Source organism: Streptomyces sp. NPDC031418 (assembly GCF_055581605.1).
The window spans coordinates 325,252-344,097 of the sequence record NZ_JBVIJC010000004.1 but is presented as its reverse complement, the minus strand read 5'-3'; the positions used below and the strand labels follow the sequence as shown (position 1 = coordinate 344,097).

Annotated in this window: 16 protein-coding genes; 10 read left to right on the top strand and 6 right to left on the bottom strand. The window is 73.2% G+C overall.

Translation table 11 applies throughout. From position 1 onward, the window contains the following. Positions 1-118: 118 nt before the first annotated feature. The 3 genes from ACZ5CZ_RS07490 to ACZ5CZ_RS07480 all read left to right on the top strand — a co-directional run bounded on the left by ACZ5CZ_RS07490 (position 119) and on the right by ACZ5CZ_RS07480 (position 4,084). Positions 119-1,507: a protein phosphatase 2C domain-containing protein gene (locus ACZ5CZ_RS07490; RefSeq protein ID WP_468940059.1), complete on the top strand. Its 1,389-nt coding sequence runs from the start codon at positions 119-121 to the stop codon at positions 1,505-1,507. A gap of 27 nt (positions 1,508-1,534) precedes the next feature. Next, on the top strand, positions 1,535-3,277 hold the full coding sequence (locus tag ACZ5CZ_RS07485; RefSeq protein ID WP_385840755.1) for a pyruvate dehydrogenase: 1,743 nt from the start codon (positions 1,535-1,537) through the stop codon (positions 3,275-3,277). A 309-nt stretch (positions 3,278-3,586) separates the two neighbouring features. After that, entirely contained in the window at positions 3,587-4,084 is a 498-nt protein-coding gene (locus tag ACZ5CZ_RS07480) for an ATP-binding protein (RefSeq protein WP_385840839.1), read from the top strand. 121 nt (positions 4,085-4,205) lie between these two features. Here the strand turns inward: ACZ5CZ_RS07480 and ACZ5CZ_RS07475 are convergent, their stop codons facing one another. After that, positions 4,206-5,258 carry a DUF2637 domain-containing protein gene (locus ACZ5CZ_RS07475; RefSeq protein ID WP_385840756.1) on the bottom strand — a complete coding sequence of 351 codons (1,053 nt, stop codon included), beginning with the start codon at positions 5,256-5,258 and terminating at the stop codon, positions 4,206-4,208. Positions 5,259-5,574: 316 nt separating this feature from the next. Continuing rightward, positions 5,575-6,402 carry a (2Fe-2S)-binding protein gene (locus ACZ5CZ_RS07470; RefSeq protein ID WP_468940055.1) on the bottom strand — a complete coding sequence of 276 codons (828 nt, stop codon included), beginning with the start codon at positions 6,400-6,402 and terminating at the stop codon, positions 5,575-5,577. Positions 6,403-6,533: 131 nt separating this feature from the next. Here ACZ5CZ_RS07470 and ACZ5CZ_RS07465 point away from each other — a divergent pair, with 131 nt between their 5' ends. Next, positions 6,534-7,331, top strand: coding sequence for a GntR family transcriptional regulator (locus ACZ5CZ_RS07465; protein ID WP_385840758.1), 798 nt, complete (start codon positions 6,534-6,536; stop codon positions 7,329-7,331). A gap of 33 nt (positions 7,332-7,364) precedes the next feature. On the opposite strand, the gene ACZ5CZ_RS07460 is transcribed toward ACZ5CZ_RS07465, so the two are convergent. The 3 genes from ACZ5CZ_RS07460 to ACZ5CZ_RS07450 all read right to left on the bottom strand — a co-directional run bounded on the left by ACZ5CZ_RS07460 (position 7,365) and on the right by ACZ5CZ_RS07450 (position 10,543). Further along, positions 7,365-7,859, bottom strand: a complete 495-nt coding sequence (locus ACZ5CZ_RS07460; protein WP_468940052.1) for a DUF2231 domain-containing protein — start codon at positions 7,857-7,859, stop codon at positions 7,365-7,367. Positions 7,860-7,930: 71 nt separating this feature from the next. Continuing rightward, on the bottom strand, positions 7,931-8,710 hold the full coding sequence (locus tag ACZ5CZ_RS07455; RefSeq protein WP_467543492.1) for a hypothetical protein: 780 nt from the start codon (positions 8,708-8,710) through the stop codon (positions 7,931-7,933). Positions 8,711-8,869: 159 nt separating this feature from the next. Then, positions 8,870-10,543, bottom strand: a complete 1,674-nt coding sequence (locus tag ACZ5CZ_RS07450) for a PucR family transcriptional regulator (protein WP_468940049.1) — start codon at positions 10,541-10,543, stop codon at positions 8,870-8,872. A 354-nt stretch (positions 10,544-10,897) separates the two neighbouring features. Here ACZ5CZ_RS07450 and ACZ5CZ_RS07445 point away from each other — a divergent pair, with 354 nt between their 5' ends. From ACZ5CZ_RS07445 to ACZ5CZ_RS07420, 6 genes are all read left to right on the top strand, one after another. After that, positions 10,898-11,791, top strand: coding sequence for an FAD binding domain-containing protein (locus tag ACZ5CZ_RS07445; protein ID WP_450787621.1), 894 nt, complete (start codon positions 10,898-10,900; stop codon positions 11,789-11,791). After that, positions 11,791-12,372 (top strand): (2Fe-2S)-binding protein, encoded by a 582-nt coding sequence (locus ACZ5CZ_RS07440; RefSeq protein WP_385840764.1) that lies wholly within the window; start codon positions 11,791-11,793, stop codon positions 12,370-12,372. The genes ACZ5CZ_RS07445 and ACZ5CZ_RS07440 overlap by 1 nt, the downstream gene beginning before the upstream one ends. A gap of 2 nt (positions 12,373-12,374) precedes the next feature. Next, entirely contained in the window at positions 12,375-14,759 is a 2,385-nt protein-coding gene (locus ACZ5CZ_RS07435) for a xanthine dehydrogenase family protein molybdopterin-binding subunit (protein WP_385840765.1), read from the top strand. Positions 14,760-14,967: 208 nt separating this feature from the next. Further along, complete coding sequence (locus ACZ5CZ_RS07430) at positions 14,968-16,425, top strand: NCS2 family permease (protein ID WP_468940045.1); 1,458 nt, start codon at positions 14,968-14,970, stop codon at positions 16,423-16,425. Between the two features lie 43 nt (positions 16,426-16,468). Then, the gene (locus tag ACZ5CZ_RS07425) at positions 16,469-17,620 is read left to right on the top strand and encodes an XdhC family protein (protein WP_468940043.1); all 1,152 of its coding nucleotides are present in this window, start codon (positions 16,469-16,471) and stop codon (positions 17,618-17,620) included. Between the two features lie 54 nt (positions 17,621-17,674). Then, positions 17,675-18,316, top strand: coding sequence for a LysE family translocator (locus ACZ5CZ_RS07420; protein ID WP_385840768.1), 642 nt, complete (start codon positions 17,675-17,677; stop codon positions 18,314-18,316). 13 nt (positions 18,317-18,329) lie between these two features. On the opposite strand, the gene ACZ5CZ_RS07415 is transcribed toward ACZ5CZ_RS07420, so the two are convergent. Continuing rightward, complete coding sequence (locus tag ACZ5CZ_RS07415; protein ID WP_385840769.1) at positions 18,330-18,770, bottom strand: SRPBCC family protein; 441 nt, start codon at positions 18,768-18,770, stop codon at positions 18,330-18,332. Between the last annotated feature and the right edge of the window lie 76 nt (positions 18,771-18,846).

Here is an 18,846-nt window from a genome sequence, read left to right as displayed (position 1 = left end):
GCCCTTTCTCGTACGGCTGTTCGCCCACTCGCCCGACACGCCGCTCGATCATGCGTGCCGCGCCGGATTTTCCCGATGCCCCGTTTTCACACGGCCCGTGCGGTGGACAATGAAGGGCATGAGCCAGCAGGGGGGAAGCAACGCCCGCCAGGGGGACGACTGGTGGGGGCAGCTGTACGACGACTCCACCGCGGACACCGGCCCCACGGCCGCGCCGGATTCCCTGGACGACCGCTTCGCCTCGGCGAAGAAGGCGGTGACGGAGCGGCCGCCCGAACCACCACCGCCCCCTCCCACCCCCCACGCCGACGCGGCGTTCGACGGCGGGACCGGCGCGGAGCCCGCCGCGGTGGACTCCGGCGCCCGGGAACCCGCGGTCCCGCGGCCACGGGCCGCCCACACCCCACCCCCGCCCCCCTCCGCGCCACCCCCGCCCCCCACCGCGCCCGCGGGCCCGACGCCCCCCTCGACACCTATGGCGCCCCCACCCCCGCCGGCCCCCGCACCTCCCCCCGCCGCCCCCGGCGTACCCCCCGCCCCCGACTACGTCGGCTCCGGACCGCCCACCTACGCCCCCGAACCCACCGCGCTGCCCGCGGCCGATCCGGACACCCTGGAGGAGCTGGTCGCGGACACCGTGCTGGACGGGGCGCGGTACGGGGCGTGCACGCTGCGGGCCGCGTCGGTGCGCGGGGACTCGGCGCGCTACCGGGGCGAGCCCCGCCGGGACGTGCTGCTCACCGCGCGGTTCGGGACGGGCGCACAGGCACTGCTGCTCGTCGCGATGGCGACCGGCGCCCGCGGCACACCGGGCGCGCATCTGGCGGCCGCCGAGGCCTGCCGGTGGATCGGCCGGGCGGTGGGCCGCAGCCATCGGCGGCTGGCGGAGGACATCCACGCGGCCCGGCGCGGCGACCTCAAGTCGGGTCTGCACCGGCTCACCGACCGCAGCCTCGGCAGGCTCCGGGCGAGCGCCGTCGAGCAGGGCATCGACCCCGAGGAGTACACGGCGACCCTGCGCTGTCTGCTGCTGCCCGCCGACCCGGACTGCCGTACCCGCGTCTTCTTCGGCGTCGGCGACGGCGGGCTGTTCCGGCTGCGCGGCGGCGAGTGGCAGGACATCGAGCCGCGCCCGTCGCCGCCGGACGACACCGGCGGCGGTCCCGTGCTCGGCTTCGGCTCGGTCCCGGAACGGACCCCGGAGGGCGACCGGCTGACCATGGACCTCGGCATCCCGACCCCGCCGAGCCCCTACGAGCCCGCCCCGGAGCCGCCCCGCGAACCGTTCCGGTTCCGGGCCTCGGTAGCCCGCCCGGGTGATGTGCTGGTGATGAGCACCGCGGGCCTGGCCGACCCGCTGCACGGCGAGCCCGCCCTCTGCGCCTATCTGGCCCGCCGCTGGTCCGGCCGGGCCGCGCCCGGTCTCGCCGCGTTCCTCGCCGACGTCCAGGTGCGGGTGAAGGGGTACGCCGACGACCGTACGGCCGCGGCCGTGTGGGAGGCGTGACGCGGCGACCTGTGCCTGTATGGGTGCATGGCCAAGCAGAACGTAGCCGAGCAGTTCGTCGACCTGCTGGTGCGCGCCGGCGTGCGCCGCCTCTACGGGGTGGTCGGCGACAGCCTCAACCCGGTCGTCGACGCCGTGCGCCGCAACGCCGCCATCGACTGGATCCATGTGCGCCACGAGGAGAGCGCCGCGTTCGCCGCCGGCGCCGAGGCCCAGGTCACCGGGCGGCTGGCCGCCTGCGCCGGCTCCTGCGGCCCCGGCAATCTGCACCTGATCAACGGCCTCTACGACGCCCACCGCTCGATGGCCCCGGTGCTCGCCCTCGCCTCGCACATCCCCTCCAGCGAGATCGGCCTCGGCTACTTCCAGGAGACCCACCCGGACCGGCTCTTCACCGAGTGCAGCCACTACAGCGAGCTGATTTCCAGCCCGAAGCAGATGCCCCGCCTGGTGCAGACCGCCATCCAGCACGCGGTCGGCCGCCGCGGGGTCAGCGTGGTCGCGCTGCCCGGCGACATCGCCGCCGAACCCGCCCCGGACAAGGCCCCCGAGAGTGCCCTCGTCACCTCCCGGCCCACCGTGCGGCCCGGCGACGCCGAGCTGGACGCGCTGGTGGAGATGATCGACGCGGCCGGCAAGGTCACCCTGTTCTGCGGCAGCGGCACGGCCGGGGCGCACGCCGAGGTGATGGAGTTCGCCGGGCGGATCAAGGCACCCGTGGGACACGCCCTGCGGGGCAAGGAGTTCATCCAGTACGACAACCCGTACGACGTCGGCATGAGCGGCCTCCTCGGCTACGGCGCCGCCTACGAGGCCACCCACGCGTGCGATCTGCTGATCCTGCTCGGCACCGACTTCCCGTACAACGCCTTCCTGCCCGACGACGTCCGCATCGCCCAGATCGACGTACGGCCGGAGGTCCTCGGCCGCCGGTCCCGGCTCGACCTCGCCGTGTGGGGCGACGTCCGCGAGACGCTGCGCTGCCTGATCCCGCGGGTGCGGGAGAAGACGGACCGGCGCTTCCTCGACCGGATGCTGCGCAGACACGCCGACGCCCTGGAGGGCGTGGTCAAGGCGTACACCCGCAAGGTCGACAAGCACGTCCCGATCCACCCCGAGTACGTGGCGGCGGTCCTGGACGAGATCGCCGCCGACGACGCGGTGTTCACCGTCGACACCGGGATGTGCAACGTGTGGGCGGCACGGTACGTCTCGCCCAACGGGCGGCGCCGGATCATCGGTTCCTTCTCGCACGGGTCGATGGCGAACGCGTTGCCGATGGCGATCGGCGCCCAGTTCACCGACCGGCGCCGGCAGGTGGTCTCGATGTCCGGCGACGGCGGCTTCTCCATGCTCATGGGCGACTTCCTGACCCTCGTGCAGTACGACCTTCCGGTGAAGGTCGTACTGTTCAACAACTCCTCCCTCGGCATGGTGGAGCTGGAGATGCTGGTCTCCGGGCTGCCCTCGTACGGCACCGCCAACACCAACCCCGACTTCGCCGCCGTCGCCCGCGCCTGCGGGGCGTACGGGGTCCGGGTCGAGAAGCCCAAGCAGCTCGCCGGGGCGCTCCGGGACGCCTTCCGGCACCGGGGTCCGGCGCTGGTCGACATCGTCACGGACCCCAACGCCCTGTCCATCCCACCGAAGATCAGCGCCGAGATGGTCACCGGGTTCGCGCTGTCCGCGTCGAAGATCGTGCTGGACGGCGGGGTCGGCCGGATGCTTCAGATGGCCCGGTCCAACCTGCGCAACGTACCGCGGCCCTGAGCCGGCCCACCCCTCGCCGCGGGGATCGGATTTCGGCCAGTTTCGGCCGAGGTGGGGAGGGGGTCACCAGGGGTGTCCGGTCCGTCCCGGCCGGTGTCCCGGGGTGTCCGGGGCGGCCTGCGCAGTGCCGGAGGGTGGCCGAAGGGCCGCGGCGGCGTCCGGCGGGTGCCGGACGAAGGGCGCGAGCGTGGCCGAACCGCCGGTCATCGGGGCGGCCAAAGGACTGCCCGGGAGCCCGCTGGGCAAGCATCCCCCGTGAACGTGTTCGACCACCAGGGGCAGGGTCCGAGCGGCGTGCGGGCGGGGGTCATGAAGAGGCAGGCGCGAGGAGGCGGTTCCAGGGCCGTCGGGGCCTTCTCGGCGACGACGGGGGACGAGGCGGGGGACGCCGTGGGGGCAGGGTCCGACACCATCACCGAACACGCGCACCGGCTCCGGCGCAGGCTGGGGCGGGCGGATCTGCGGGCGGTGCCCGAGGCCCGGCGGGAGCTGCGCGCACTGCTGCGGCACTGGGGCAGACCGGGCCGCTCCGAGATAGCCGAGCTGCTCACCAGCGAACTCGTCACCAACGCCCTGGTGCACACCGACCACGACGCCGTGCTGACGGCCGTCGTCGGACCGGACGGACTGCGCGTGGAGGTACGGGACTTCGTGGGCCGCAGACCCGAGCTGCACGCCCCGGAGGGGGACGAGGACACGCACGGCCGGGGCCTGGTCCTGGTGGAGTCCCTCGCGGACGCCTGGGGCGTACGGCCGCACGGCGTGGGCAAGTCGGTGTGGTTCCACCTGGACGCCGAGGCGGCCTAGCCCGGTCACCGGGGGCAGGGCGGGTACGGCGACAGACGCGCACGGGACGGGGGCGCGACCCGTGTGGTCGCGCCCCCGTCCCGTGTGTCCGTCCCCTGTGCGGCGGCTGCCCGCGGACGGATCAGCCGAACTGCTGCTCCAGGTCCTTGAGCTTGCGTTCCAGAGAGTCCAGGCGCGGCAGGGCCTGGGTGTCGTCCTCCGCGGTGAGGTCGACGGTGGTCACCGGCTCAGCCCCGGGGCGGACCGGCTGAAGGGAGGGTCGGGCGCGTACCGGCAGCTGCTCCGCGGTGGATATGGCAGGCTCCGCGGTGGCCGTCCCGGGGCCGCGCTCCACCGCCTGCACCTCGACCTCGACCTCGCGGCCGCCGCCCCGGCCGACGAAGCCGCGGTGGCCCCGGCTGATGGCCTTGAGCTGGGCCCGGTCCAGGCGCTGCTGGTCGCGCCGGCGCTGCCGCTCCTCCTCCTTCTGCCGCATGTCGTCGCGGACCTCCTCGACCGCCTCGTCCAGGCTGCGCACGCCCTCCAGGAGCATCAGCGACCAGGCGCGGTAGGTCTCGCGCGGGGCCCGCATCCAGCGCACCACGCGGATCTGCGGCAGCGGCCGCGGCACCAGGCCCTGCTCGCGCAGCGCGGCCCGGCGGGTCTGCTTCAGCGCCCGGTCGAACAGCACGGCCGCGGAGAGCGACATGCCGGAGAAGAACTGCGGGGCGCCCGCGTGACCGGCGCCCCGGGGCGCGTGCACCCAGTTGAACCAGGCCGCCGCGGCGGCGAACATCCACACCAGTATCCGGGAGCCGAGCGCCGCGTCACCGTGGCTGGCCTCGCGCACGGCGAGGACGGAGCAGAACATCGCCGCACCGTCCAGGCCGAACGGCACCAGGTACTGCCAGCCGTCGGTCAGCCCCAGGTTCTGTTCGCCGAAGCCGACGAGGCCGTGGAAGGAGAGGGCGGCCGCGACCGCCGCACAGCAGAACAACAGGACGTAGGAGGCAGTGCCGTAGATGGCCTCCTTGCGCCGCCGGCGCTCCTCGCTGCGCTCCCACGAGTCGTCCGCGTTCGCGTTCTCCCCGGAGGAGCGCTTGCCGCGCGCGAGCACCGCCACCGCCACCAGCATGCCCAGGAGCAGTACGGCGCCCGGAAGCAGCCAGTTCAGCGATATGTCGGTCAGTCTCATCAGGGGTCCCTTGCATTGGGATAGGGCGTAACGCCCGCCATAGTGGCCCACTCCCGACGGCCCTCAGGGGGTTTCGGGGCAAGAGGCCGCCAAGGAGGTGCAAGGGGATGCCCAAGACGGCGTTCTGCTCGAACTGCCGCTTGAGGGGCGGGAGTTGAGTTCGAATAAGACTACCCGTACGGATGGTTCCTCGGAAAGTTCCTGCGATTCGTGAGGAAGTTGTGAATGACCTGTCCGTCGCCGGGCAGTCCTCCGGGTTGCCGCTGCCGGTGATCTTAGTGGACGCCGGCCCGTGCTCCTGCCGCCCGATGCCCCGTCAGGCCGCCGCGGACGCCGTCGGCCTGACGGTGGTGCAGATGCGCGGACAGGTGGCACAGGTGTCCTCGGGGCGCACGGTGTAGAACATGCAACAACTGGTCCGCTCGCGGGTGGCCACGGGGGTGCCGTCGGGGCCGGCCGGCATCCGGAACGCGGCCGCGCCGGCGTACGGCCGGCTGGCGCCGGGCAGCAGCAGCTCCAGCTCGCGCACTGCCCGCTCCTCCTCGCCCAGCATCCGGGCGACGTACCACAGCCCCTCCACCACCTCGTCGGTCACCATGCCCCACAGCGCCCGGCCGCGCCGCCGCATCCGCGGCCCGAAGGCGGCCAGCAGGGGCTCCAGGTGCTCGGCCACGGCCGCCCGCACCTCGCCGCGCAGCGCCTCCTCGTCCGGTACGACGACGGCCCCGGGCAGCGCGGCCGCCGGGTCGCCCGGCAGGCAGGCGAAGGAGAGCGGCGCGCGTACGGCCATCCGCCCGCCGTCGCGGTCGTAGGCGACGTGTGTCACGGGCAGCCGGGGCACCCGGCGGTGCAGGAACCACGGCACGGTGACCAGCAGACAGGCGGGCCAGGCGTAGCGGTGCAGCCCGAAGCTCGCGACGACGTCCGGCCGGGCCTCGCGGCCGTAGTCGCGCAGCACCTGGGCGGCGTCCCAGGCCAGATAGGCGTCCAGCGCGGCGCCGCCCGCCGCGAGCCCGGCGGCCTCCACCCAGCCGCCGTCGCCCGGGATCTCCTCGCCCGGGGCCGACACGGTCACGGTCAGGCCGGGGAAGCCGGCGTGCAGACGGTCGTACGCGGCGGTGAACGGGGAGGCCGCAGCGGGCATGGCGAAACCACCGGTCCTTGATCGCGGACAAAATCGTGAAGGTAAGCCTTACCTTACTCACTTTCGATCGAATTTGAACTGTCGCCTCGGGCGCCTAAGGTGCTTGACGGACAAGCGACAACCCGCCGTTAATGACCCCAAGTACCGACAAGCCGCCAGGAGGACCCGTGGAGCAGGGAGTGAGCCGGACGCCGGCGCAGACGCTCGCGGCCGCCGCCCTGGACGGCGCACGGGAGCGGGACACGGCCGTGCCGGGCGCGCGCGGCGAGCACACGCACGGCGAGCGGCCGCTCCCCGCGGCGCGCTCCGCCGTGCAGCGCTCCTCGGTGCGCGCGCAGATCCTGGACGCCCTGCGCACGGCGCTGGTGGTCGGGGAGCTGCGGCCCGGCGAGGTCTATTCGGCGCCGGTGCTCGGCGAGCGGTTCGGGGTCTCGGCCACGCCCGTCCGGGAGGCCATGCAGCAGCTCGCCCTGGAGGGCGCCGTCGAGGTCGTGCCCAACCGCGGCTTCCGGGTCGTCGAGCGCGGGGCGCGGGAACTGGCCGAGCTGGTGGAGGTGCGGGCGCTCCTGGAGGTGCCGGTGCTGCTGCGGCTCGCCCGTACGGTGCCCGCCGAGCGGTGGGCCGCACTGCGGCCGCTCGCCGAGGAGACGGTGCGGGCGGCCGGTGCCGGGTGCCCGGCCGCGTACGCCGAGACCGACCGGGCCTTCCACGGCGCGCTGCTCGGGCTCTCCGGCAACGAGCAGCTGGTCCGCATCGCCGAGGACGTGCACCGCCGCTCCCAGTGGCCCCTGGTCGGCGGCCCGGTCCGGCACACCCGGGCGGACCTGCTCGCGGACGCGACCGAACACCTGGCCCTGCTGGACGCACTGGTGGCCGGGGACGCGGACGCGGTGCGGGGACTGGTCTCCGGGCACTTCGCCGCCGCGTAGCCGGGGCGGGCCGGCTCCCGCCGGCGGAAGGCCTCAGGAGCCGTCGGCCGCTCCGTGGCCCTGCTTCGAGTAGGCGTCGTGCCACGCGGCCTTCGCGCCCGAGTCACCGATCCGGTAGACGTCGACCACCGCGCCCGCCGCCACGCCCACCGACAGCACGCCCACGGCGATCCGCACCGGCAGCGAGTTCAGCCGGCGGCTGCCCTTCGTGGCGCGGGTCGCCCACCACACCACCGCCGCCAGCACGAACAGACCCAGCGCCCACGGCAGCAGGCCGTCGCCCAGCTCGGTGTGGCGGCGGACCAGCGCGTCGTCCTCGACGTGCCGCTCCAGCCACTCACCCGCCTGCGTGGTCAGCGGCACACTGGCCAGGGCCACGAAGGCGAGTCCGGGCAGCAGCACGCCCAGCCGCCGGGCGGCGGCCGGCCACACCGCGGCGGCCACCAGGGCGAGCGCGGTCATGGGGACGAGGACCACGACGACGTGGACCAGCAGTACATGGGCCGGAAGGCCGTTGATGAGGCTCATTCGAGGGGGCTCTCCTGAGAAGGATCTTCGGGGGGTACGTCACCCTCCCACAGGAACTTCTCAGTCGCCTCTCAGGCCGTCGCCGCCCCCGGCGCCGGCGGCGCGAGCTGGCGCGCCAGCCAGGTGGGCACCCCGCCGAGCAGCCGGAACAGCCGCCGGGCCTCCTCGCGCAGCCGGGAGGCCTCCGGCTCCTCCTCCGTGTCCGCCAGCGAGACGAGCGCGGGTGCCGTACCCACCAGGTAGCCCAACTCCTCGCGCAGCCGCAGGGATTCGGCGAAGCCGTGCCGGGCCTCGGCCAACTCGCCGTCGCGCAGGGCGAGTCCCGCCAGGTGCCGCCAGGTGAAGGAGAGCAGCAGCGGGTCGGCGTGCGCGGCGGCGGCCGCGTGCGCCCGGCGGTAGGCGGCGCGGGCCGCCTGCGGGGAGCGGGTGAGGTTCTCGGCGAGCAGCCCCCGGCGGAAGTCCAGCAGCGCCCGCCCGGCCGACCCGGGCGGCAGCAGCGCCGCCGCCCGGCCCAGCGCGGCCCGCGCCTCGTCGGCCCGGTCCCGGACGCCGTGCAGGGTTGCCGCGTAGGCGAGTTGGCCCCGCTCGCAGGCGGCCGCGCCGCGCTCCTCGTCGCTGTGCGCGAGCGCCTCCGCGGTGCGCAGCGCGTCCTCGGCCTCCGCCCAGCCCCGCTCGGTGTACAGACACCGTTCGACGAACAGCGTGGCCCGCTGCAACGCCGTGGGCGGGGTGTCGGGCGGCAGCAGGGCCGCGGCGTCGGCCCAGCAGGCCCGGCTGCGCAGCCGCCATACCGCGGTCTGGAGCGGATCGTCACCGGTGGTTCCGTTACCAGACATGGCGGTATGCGCCACGTTGCCCTCCCCATGCACGCCATCGAGCTGTGAGTGGTGGCGGCATTCCAGCACCGATCGCCCGGCCGGGCCAAGGGGGTGGGTGAAAGATTTCACAAAGTGGTGGGGACTTGGCGCGAGATGGTTTGTCCGGTCGCGCGCCCCCCGCGGGGCTTCGCCTCAGCTCATCCGCAGCGCAAGGAAGAAGTCCAGCTTGTCCTCGAGCCGGGAGAGGTCGCGGCCCGTCAACTGCTCGATCCGCCCGACCCGGTAGCGCAGCGTGTTGACGTGCAGGTGGAGCCGGGTGGCGCAGCGCGTCCAGGAGCCGTCGCAGTCGAGGAAGGCCTCCAGGGTCGGGATCAGCTCCGCCCGGTGCCGGCGGTCGTAGTCCTTCAGCGGGTCCAGCAGGCGGGCCGTGAACGCGCGGCGGACGTCGTCCGGCACGAACGGGAGCAGCAGCACATGGCTGGCCAGTTCCTGGTGGCCGGCGGCGCAGACCCGGCCGGTGCGGGCGGCGGCCACCCGGCGGGCGTGCCGGGCCTCCTCCAGGGCGCCGCGCAGCCCCTCCGCCGAGTGCACGGCCGCGCTCACGCCGAGGGTGAGCCGCCCGTCGTCGTCCAGGCCGGCCGACAGCGGCTCGCGCACGGCCTGGAGCAGCGCGTCGGCGAGCAGACCGGTCTCGGAGCCGTCGTGCTCGGAGGAGACCGCGGGGAGCGGCACCAGGGCGATCGCCTCGTCGCCGGTGTGCGCGACCGCGATCCGGTCGGACGGCTCCGGGCCCGTGGCCAGCGGGTCGACCAGGATCTCCTCCAGCAGCGACTGGGCGACCGGGCCGCCCTCGATCCCGTTGTCGTCCCACTCCACCCGGGCCACCACCACCTGCCAGTGCGGGGCGGCCCCGAGGCCGGGCAGCAGCACCGGCGCGGCGACCCGCAGGCGGGCGGCGATCTCGGCGGGCGCGGCGCCCGTCTGCACCAGCTCCAGCACCTCCTGGGCGAGCCGGCGCCGTACCGTACGGGCCGCGTCCCGGCGGTCCCGCTCGACGGAGATCAGCTGGGTGACGCCCTGGAGCAGGTCCAGGCGCTCCTCGGGCCAGTCGCCCGCGTCCGCCTCCACGGCCAGCAGCCAGTCCGAGAGCACGGTCTCGCGCACATCGCGGGACGCCTGCGGGGAGCGGCCGGAGGAGCGGATCGGGAAGAGCGAGAAGGTGCTGCCGGCCAGCAGCACGCGGTGCGGGCCGCGGCGGCCGGTGCGGGTGGCGGACAGGTGCTCGGCGGCGAGCTTGGCGCAGGTCTCGGCGGGCAGCGCCGGGCCCGCCTCCTTGGAGCCGGCGATCAGCCGGCCGGTGGGGGAGAGCACCCAGGCACGCAGGTCCAGGTCGGAGCCGAGCAGATCCAGGACCACGTCCGGACCGCCGCCCGCCGGGCCCGAGGTCATCATCCGCCGGTGCCGGTCCACCACCGCCGCGAGATCCCCGGCACGCTCGCCGGAGACCTGCCGTACGACATGCTCGGTGATCGAGGCGAACGCCACCGACTCGTGCACCGCGAACAGCGGCAGCCGGTGTCTGGCGCAGGCCAGCACCAAATCGTCCGGCACATCGCCCAGCTCCGCCTCGCCGGCCGCGAGGGCCGCCACTCCGGCCTGCGCCAGGATCCGCACGAACGGTTCGGAGTCGTCCGCGTCCCGGCGCCAGGCCAGGCCCGTGAGCACCAGTTCCCCGCCGGAGAGGTAGCGGCTCGGGTCCCGCAGGTCGGTGGTCATGACCCCGCGGACCTGGCGGTCCAGCTCGTCCTCGCCGCCGAGCAGCCGCAGGCCCAGCGCGTCGGTGTCCAGCAGTGCGCGCAGCCGCATCTCTTCGCCGCCGTTCTTTGTCTCGAAACCTACGATGAATCTTGGAGGGGGCCGGGGCGGACTCCCGCCACCGTGCTCCCCCGGTCCGTGCCGGGGCGCGCGCCGGGGTGTCCCCGCCGATTCCTGTGTTTCTCCAGGAAAACGGAGGGGTTACCGATGACCTCCGTTCATACGAATCTACAAGATGACCTCCGCGGCCAGCCAACTCCTTCATGGTTTCGGTGACTGACCCCGCCGGACTACAGGGCGGTGTACTGAGTCCACTCCGCGTTAACAGCACATGAACGAGCCGGGCCCGCCGCACACGGATTGGCTCAATCTGTACGACCCACGAGACGAAGAAGAGAGCCGGTCATGGACTTCCTTCGCCCTGCCAGCTGGGAGGAGGCGCTCGCCGCGAAGGCCGAGCACCCCACCGCTGTGCCGATTGCGGGTGGCACCGATGTGATGGTCGAGATCAACTTCGACCACCGCCGGCCCGAGTACCTCCTCGATCTGAACCGCATCGGCGATCTCTCCGAGTGGGAGGTCGGCGAGGACGCCGTGCGGCTCGGTGCCTCCGTCCCGTACACCCGGATCATGGAGAACCTCCGTGCCGAGCTGCCGGGCCTCGCGCTCGCCTCGCACACCGTCGCCTCCCCCCAGATCCGCAACCGCGGCGGCGTCGGCGGCAACCTCGGCACGGCCTCGCCCGCCGGGGACGCCCACCCCGCCCTGCTCGCGGCCGGCGCCGAGGTCGAGGTGGCGTCGGCGGCCCGCGGCACCCGGCTCATCCCGATCGACGAGTTCTACACCGGCGTCAAGCGCAACGCGCTCCAGCCCGACGAGCTGATCCGCGCCGTGCACATCAAGAAGGCCGACGGCCCGCAGCAGTACTCGAAGGTCGGCACCCGCAACGCCATGGTCATCGCCGTGTGCGCCTTCGGTCTCGCGCTGCACCCCGAGACCCGCACCGTGCGCACCGGCATCGGCTCGGCCGCCCCGACCCCGGTCCGGGCCAGGACCGCCGAGGAGTTCCTGAACGCGGCCCTGGAAGAGGGCGGCTTCTGGGACAACGGAAAGATCATCACCCCGTCGGTCGCCAAGCAGTTCGCCGAGCTGTGCTCGGCCGCCTGCAACCCGATCGACGACGTCCGGGGCACCGCGAGCTACCGCCGCCACGCGGTCGGTGTGATGGCCCGCCGGACGCTCACCTGGACCTGGGAGTCGTACCGCGGCGCCCGCCGCGCATCTGAGGGAGCTGCGTAATGCGCGTCAACTTCACCGTCAACGGACGTCCGCAGGAGGCCGACGACGTCTGGGAGGGCGAGTCCCTCCTCTACGTCCTGCGCGAGCGCCTCGGCCTGCCGGGTTCGAAGAACGCCTGTGAGCAGGGCGAGTGCGGCTCCTGCACCGTGCGCCTGGACGGCGTGCCGGTCTGCTCCTGCCTGGTCGCGGCCGGCCAGGTCGAGGGCCGCGACGTGGTGACCGTCGAGGGCCTCGCGGACTACGCCAAGCAGCGCGCCGAGGGCGGCTGCGCCTCCGGCGCCTGCGGTACGACCCTTCAGGACGCCCAGCACTGGCAGGCCAAGGGCACCGACTCGCAGACCGGCGAGGGCACCGAGCTGTCCCCGATCCAGCAGGCGTTCATCGACGCCGGCGCCGTCCAGTGCGGTTTCTGCACCCCGGGTCTGCTCGTCGCCTCCGACGAGCTGCTGGAGCGCAACCCGAACCCCACCGACGCGGACATCCGCGAGGCGCTGTCGGGCAACCTGTGCCGCTGCACGGGCTACGAGAAGATCATGGACGCGGTGCGTCTCGCCGCCGCGCGGCAGTCCGAGGAGGTCTGACGATGCCCACCAACGGCGCCCCTACGAAGATCACGCAGGGTTCCCAGACCAAGGGCGGCATCGGCGAGTCCACGCTCCGCCCGGACGGCACCCTCAAGGTCACCGGCGAGTTCGCCTACTCGTCCGACATGTGGCACGAGGACATGCTGTGGGGCCAGATCCTGCGCTCCACCGTCGCGCACGCCGAGATCGTCTCGATCGACACCTCCGAGGCCCTGGCCATGGCGGGCGTGTACGCCGTACTCACCTACGACGACCTGCCCACCGAGGTGAAGAACTACGGCCTGGAGATCCAGGACACCCCGGTCCTCGCGCACGGCAAGGTACGCCACCACGGCGAGCCGGTCGCGCTGGTCGCCGCCGACCACCCGGAGACGGCCCGCCGCGCCGCCGCCAAGATCAAGGTCGAGTACCGCGAGCTTCCGGTGATCACCGACGAGAAGTCGGCCCTCGCGCCGGACGCGATCCTCGTCCACGAGGGCCGCGACGACCACCACTCCGGGCACGTCCCGCACCCGAACATCGTGCACCGCCAGCCGATCGTCCGCGGCAACGCGGACGAGGCCGCCCAGCGGGCCGACGTCATCGTCAGGGGCGAGTACACCTTCGGCATGCAGGACCAGGCCTTCCTCGGCCCCGAGTCCGGCCTCGCCGTCCCGGAGGAGGACGGCGGCGTCCACCTCTACATCGCCACCCAGTGGCTCCACTCCGACCTGCGCCAGATCGCGCCCGTCCTCGGCCTGCCCGAGAAGAAGGTGCGGATGACCCTGGCCGGCGTCGGCGGCGCGTTCGGCGGCCGCGAGGACCTGTCCATGCAGATCCACGCCTGCCTGCTGGCGCTGCGCACCGGCAAGCCGGTCAAGATCGTCTACAACCGGTTCGAGTCCTTCTTCGGGCACGTCCACCGGCACCCGGCGAAGCTCTACTACGAGCACGGCGCCACCAGGGACGGCAAGCTCACGCACATGAAGTGCCGGATCGTCCTGGACGGCGGCGCCTACGCCTCCGCCTCCCCGGCGGTCGTCGGCAACGCCTCCTCCCTGTCGGTCGGCCCGTACGTCATCGACGACGTGGACATCGAGGCCATCGCCCTCTACACCAACAACCCGCCCTGCGGCGCCATGCGCGGCTTCGGCGCGGTCCAGGCGTGCTTCGCCTACGAGGCGCAGATGGACAAGCTGGCGGCGAAGCTCGGCATGGACCCGGTGGAGTTCCGGCAGCTGAACGCGATGGAGCAGGGCACCATCATGCCGACGGGCCAGCCCGTCGACTCGCCCGCCCCGGTCGCCGAACTGCTGCGCCGCGTCAAGGCGATGCCGCTCCCGCCGGAGCGCCAGTGGGAGTCCAGCGAGGGCGCCGACGTACGGCAGCTGCCCGGCGGCCTGTCCAACACCACGCACGGCGAGGGCGTCGTACGCGGCGTCGGCTACGCGGTCGGCATCAAGAACGTCGGCTTCTCCGAGGGCTTCGACGACTACTCCACCGCCAAGGTGCGCATGGAGGTCATCAACGGCGAGCCCGTCGCCACCGTGCACACCGCGATGGCGGAGGTCGGCCAGGGCGGTGTCACCGTCCACGCGCAGATCGCCCGCACCGAACTCGGTGTCACCCAGGTGACCATCCACCCCGCCGACACCCAGGTCGGCTCCGCCGGCTCCACCTCGGCCTCCCGGCAGACCTATGTCACCGGCGGCGCGGTGAAGAACTCCTGCGAACTGGTCCGCGAGCGGGTGCTGGAGATCGGGCGCCGCAAGTTCGGCTCCTACCACCCGGCCTGGGCCACGGCCGAACTCCTGCTGGAGGGCGGCAAGGTCGTCACCGACGGCGGCGAGATCCTCGCCGACCTGGTCGACGTCCTGGAGGACGAGGTCGTGGAGATCGAGGCGGAGTGGCGGCACCGCCCCACCGAGGCCTTCGACCTGCGCACCGGCCAGGGCAACGGACACGTCCAGTACTCCTTCGCCGCCCACCGCGCGGTCGTCGAGGTCGACACCGAGCTGGGCCTGGTCAAGGTCATCGAGCTGGCCTGCGCCCAGGACGTGGGCAAGGCGCTCAACCCGCTCTCCGTCATCGGCCAGATCCAGGGCGGCACCACCCAGGGCCTGGGCGTGGCGGTGATGGAGGAGATCATCGTGGACCCGAAGACCGCGAAGGTCAGGAACCCCTCCTTCACGGACTATCTGATCCCGACCATCCTCGACACGCCGACCATCCCGGTCGACGTGCTCGAACTCGCCGACGAGCACGCCCCGTACGGGCTGCGCGGCATCGGCGAGGCCCCGACCCTGTCGTCCACGCCGGCCGTCCTCGCGGCGATCCGGAACGCGACCGGGCTGGAGCTGAACCGGACGCCCGTGCGCCCGGAACACCTCACGGGCACCGCGTAACACCGCACGGCTCTCCGGGCGGCGCAGGGAACGTCACACACTCCGCCGCGCCGCCCGGAGGAACCACCCTTTGAGTTCCGCACCGCTCGCGGTCCTTGAAGCACCACCCTTGTTCGTCCTGGGCCGTCCCCCGGGTCGTCCATTCCCAAATCCCGTACCTCGAAGAGAACGTGTACGGGTGCCCCTGTGAACCTTGGGAGATGGCACCATGACCCAGCAGTCAGTGGAGCCCAGGACCGCAGCCGACGAAGCGGGCGAGGGCTCGCGCATCCCGGCCGGACGGTCCTGGCTCGACCGGTACTTCCACATATCCAGACGAGGATCCTCCGTCGCGCGCGAGGTGCGCGGCGGCATCACCACCTTCATGGCGATGGCGTACATCCTCCTGCTCAACCCGCTCATCCTGTCCGGCAAGGACGTCCACGGCGACACCCTCGGCCAGAAGGCCCTGATCACCGCCACCGCCCTCGCCGCGGCCTTCACCACGCTGCTGATGGGTTTCGTCGGCAAGGTGCCGCTCGCCCTCGCCGCCGGCCTCTCCGTGTCCGGCGTCCTGTCCTCGCAGGTCGCCCCCAACATGACCTGGCCACAGGCCATGGGCATGTGTGTGATGTACGGCGTCGTCATCATGCTGCTGGTCGTCACCGGCCTGCGTGAGATGATCATGAACGCGATCCCGCTGGCGCTCAAGCACGGGATCACCATGGGCGTCGGCCTGTTCATCGCGCTCATCGGTCTGTACAAGTCCGGGTTCGTGCACAAGGGCGAGGCCACCCCGCTCAGCCTCGGCCCGGCGGGCCAGCTCACCGGCTGGCCGGTACTGCTCTTCGCCGGCACCCTGCTGCTGATCTTCATGCTCCAGGCCCGGAACGTCCCCGGCGCCATCCTGATCGGCATCGTCAGCGGCACGGTCGTCGCCGCGGTCCTCAACGGCATCGGCGTCATCGACCCCAGGCAGTGGGCCAACGGCGCGCCCGCACTGCACGGCAGCGCCGTCTCCATGCCCGACTTCTCGCTCCTCGGACACGTCGAGTTCGGCGGCTGGGGCAAGGTCGGCGCGATGACCATCACCATGATCGTCTTCACCCTGGTGCTGGCCGGCTTCTTCGACGCGATGGCCACCATCATCGGCGTCGGCACCGAGGCCGAGCTCGCCGACGACAAGGGCCGGATGCCCGGCCTGTCCAAGGCGCTGTTCATCGACGGCATGGGCGGTGCGATCGGCGGCGTGGCGGGCGGCTCCGGCCAGACCGTCTTCATCGAGTCCGCCACCGGTGTCGGCGAGGGCGCCCGCACCGGACTCGCCTCGGTCGTCACCGGCCTGCTGTTCGCCGCGGGTCTGTTCTTCACCCCGCTGACCGCGATCGTCCCGCAGGAGGTCGCCTCCGCGGCCCTCGTCGTCATCGGCGCGATGATGATGATGAACGCGCGGCACGTCGACTGGGCCGACCGCGCCACCGCGATCCCCGTCTTCCTGACCGTGGTCCTGATGCCCTTCACGTACACCATCACCACCGGTGTCGCCGCGGGCGTCATCTCCTACACGGCCATCAAGTCCGCCCAGGGCAAGGCCCGCGAGATCGGCGCCTTCATGTGGGGTCTGACGGTGGTCTTCCTGATCTACTTCGCGCTGCATCCGATCGAGGGCTGGCTGGGCGTGCACTAGCCCCACCCTCCACCCTTCCCGTCGCACGTAAGGAGACCGAGAGATGCTGGACATCGCCGAGGAGCTGAACCGGTGGGTCGAGCAGGGCCGTGACTTCGCCGTCGCCACCGTGGTGGCCGTCGGCGGCAGCGCCCCGCGCCAGCCCGGCGCCGCCCTCGCGGTGGACACCGACGGCACCGCCATCGGCTCGGTCTCCGGCGGATGTGTGGAGGGTGCCGTGTACGAGCTGTGCCGGCAGGCGCTCGAGGACGGGCAGACCGTCCTCGAACGCTTCGGCTACAGCGACGAGGATGCCTTCGCCGTCGGCCTCACCTGCGGCGGCATCATCGACATCCTCGTCACACCGGTCCGGGCGGACGGTCCCGCCCGGCCGGTGCTCGCGGCCGCGCTGGCCGCCGCGGCCCGTGGGGAGGCCGCGGCGGTCGCGCGGATCGTGGAGGGTCCGGCCGACCTGACGGGCCGGGCCCTCCTCGTCCGCCCCGACGGCTCGCACGAGGGCGGCTTCGGCGCACACCCCGAACTCGACCGCACGGTCGCCGCCGAGGCGGGCGCGTTCCTGGACGCGGGCCGGACCGGCACCCTGGAGATCGGCGAACAGGGCTCGCGCTGCGGCGCCCCGCTCACCGTCCTGGTCGAGTCCTCCGTCCCCGCCCCCCGGATGATCGTCTTCGGCGCGATCGACTTCGCCTCGGCGCTGGTCCGCGTCGGCAAATTCCTCGGCTACCACGTCACGGTCTGCGACGCCCGCCCGGTCTTCGCCACGCGGACCCGCTTCCCCGAGGCGGACGAGATCGTCGTCGAGTGGCCCCACAAGTACCTCGAGCGCACGGAGGTCGACGCCCGTACCGTCCTGTGCGTGCTCACCCACGACGCCAAGTTCGACGTACCCCTGCTTCAGCTGGCCCTGCGGCTGCCCGTCGCCTACGTCGGTGCGATGGGCTCCCGCCGCACCCACCTGGAGCGCAACGAACGCCTGCGCGAGGTCGGCGTCACCGAGCTGGAGCTGGCCCGGCTGCACTCCCCGATCGGTCTCGACCTCGGCGCCCGTACGCCGGAGGAGACGGCCCTGTCGATCGGCGCGGAGATCGTCGCCCACCGGCGTGGCGGCAGCGGGGTCTCCCTGACCGGCGCGCACACCCCGATCCACCACGACGCCGCCGCGCGGCCGGCGGGACGGATCGGCTCGGTGGCCTGAGCGGACACCGGAAAACGGTTTGCCCCGTGCGGCCGGCCCGGATTGCATGAGGACATGCTGTCCTCCGACCGGCTGGCCGCGTTCGCGGCACTGTCGCTGCTGCTCATCGTGGTGCCGGGCCCCAGCGTGCTGTTCGTGATCGGCCGGGCCCTGGCGCACGGCCGCCGGGCCGCGCTGACCACCGTCATCGGCAACACGCTCGGCGCGTACGTCCTGGTGACCGCCGTGGCCCTCGGCGTCGGCTCGCTCGTGGAGCGCTCGCTCCTCGTCTTCACCGCCCTGAAGCTCGCGGGCGCCGCCTATTTGGTGTACCTGGGCATCAGGGCCTGGCGGCAACGCGGCTCGCTGCGGGCCGCGTTCACCGGGCCCGGCGCCCCGGCCCACGGCGGCCTGCGCACCCTCTGGGAGGGGTTCGCCGTCGGCGTGGCCAACCCCAAGACCATGGTCTTCTTCGCCGCCGTCCTGCCCCAGTTCGTGGACCGCGAGCAGGGGCACGTCCCGGCCCAGATGCTGCTGCTCGGACTGGTCTTCAACGTCCTCGCCCTCGCCTGCGACAGCGTCTGGGGCCTGGCCGCCTCCGCCGCCCGGGACTGGTTCGCCCGGTCACCCCGGCGGCTCGCCGCGGTCGGCGGGGCGGGCGGCCTGACGATGATCGGCCTGGGCGTCACGGTGGCGGTGACAGGCCGCAAGGACTGACCCACCGGCCCGTTCAGGGCCGCCGCAGCAACCGGTTCGCCGCCCGCCCGAACGTCGTACGGGCCACCCGCTCCAGTACGCCGTCGAAGGCGCGCGGCAGGAAGCGGACCCGCAGTTCCTCCCGCCACACCACCCGGGCGCGGCCGCCGGGCCCCGGCCCGACCTCGATCTCGGCCCAGCCGAGAATCACCCGGCCGCGCTTCTCCAGCCGGCACAGCCCGCCCTCGCCGTCGGCGGGCGGCCGCCACACCGTCACCTCCATCACATCGTCGAAGGCCAGCGGGCCGACGCCGGAACGCGCCACGAACCGCGTGCCCTCCCCGGTCGGCGCGGGCGTGAGCACCCTGATCCGGGTCAGCGGGACCGCGTCGGCGTGGCGGGGCCACTGGGTGAGCCGGCGCCAGGCCTCCGCCACGGGGAGGGGCGCCGTACGTACGAGGGAGAAGGTGGGCACGGCACGATCGTAGGCAATGACCGCCGCCGGCCCGCGTGTTCGCACCGCGCGGCGACCCGCCCGCCGGGCGTCCACC

Coding starts and splice junctions, on each gene's coding strand:
- ACZ5CZ_RS07420 (WP_385840768.1), top strand. CDS start 17,675: ATGCTGTCCTCCGACCGGCTGGCCGCGTTCGCGGCACTGTCGCTGCTG.
- ACZ5CZ_RS07435 (WP_385840765.1), top strand. CDS start 12,375: ATGCCCACCAACGGCGCCCCTACGAAGATCACGCAGGGTTCCCAGACC.
- ACZ5CZ_RS07450 (WP_468940049.1), bottom strand. CDS start 10,543: ATGCGGCTGCGCGCACTGCTGGACACCGACGCGCTGGGCCTGCGGCTG.
- ACZ5CZ_RS07485 (WP_385840755.1), top strand. CDS start 1,535: ATGGCCAAGCAGAACGTAGCCGAGCAGTTCGTCGACCTGCTGGTGCGC.
- ACZ5CZ_RS07425 (WP_468940043.1), top strand. CDS start 16,469: ATGCTGGACATCGCCGAGGAGCTGAACCGGTGGGTCGAGCAGGGCCGT.
- ACZ5CZ_RS07465 (WP_385840758.1), top strand. CDS start 6,534: ATGACCCCAAGTACCGACAAGCCGCCAGGAGGACCCGTGGAGCAGGGA.
- ACZ5CZ_RS07430 (WP_468940045.1), top strand. CDS start 14,968: ATGACCCAGCAGTCAGTGGAGCCCAGGACCGCAGCCGACGAAGCGGGC.
- ACZ5CZ_RS07460 (WP_468940052.1), bottom strand. CDS start 7,859: ATGAGCCTCATCAACGGCCTTCCGGCCCATGTACTGCTGGTCCACGTC.
- ACZ5CZ_RS07490 (WP_468940059.1), top strand. CDS start 119: ATGAGCCAGCAGGGGGGAAGCAACGCCCGCCAGGGGGACGACTGGTGG.
- ACZ5CZ_RS07480 (WP_385840839.1), top strand. CDS start 3,587: ATGAAGAGGCAGGCGCGAGGAGGCGGTTCCAGGGCCGTCGGGGCCTTC.
- ACZ5CZ_RS07445 (WP_450787621.1), top strand. CDS start 10,898: ATGGACTTCCTTCGCCCTGCCAGCTGGGAGGAGGCGCTCGCCGCGAAG.
- ACZ5CZ_RS07440 (WP_385840764.1), top strand. CDS start 11,791: ATGCGCGTCAACTTCACCGTCAACGGACGTCCGCAGGAGGCCGACGAC.
- ACZ5CZ_RS07475 (WP_385840756.1), bottom strand. CDS start 5,258: ATGAGACTGACCGACATATCGCTGAACTGGCTGCTTCCGGGCGCCGTA.
- ACZ5CZ_RS07470 (WP_468940055.1), bottom strand. CDS start 6,402: ATGCCCGCTGCGGCCTCCCCGTTCACCGCCGCGTACGACCGTCTGCAC.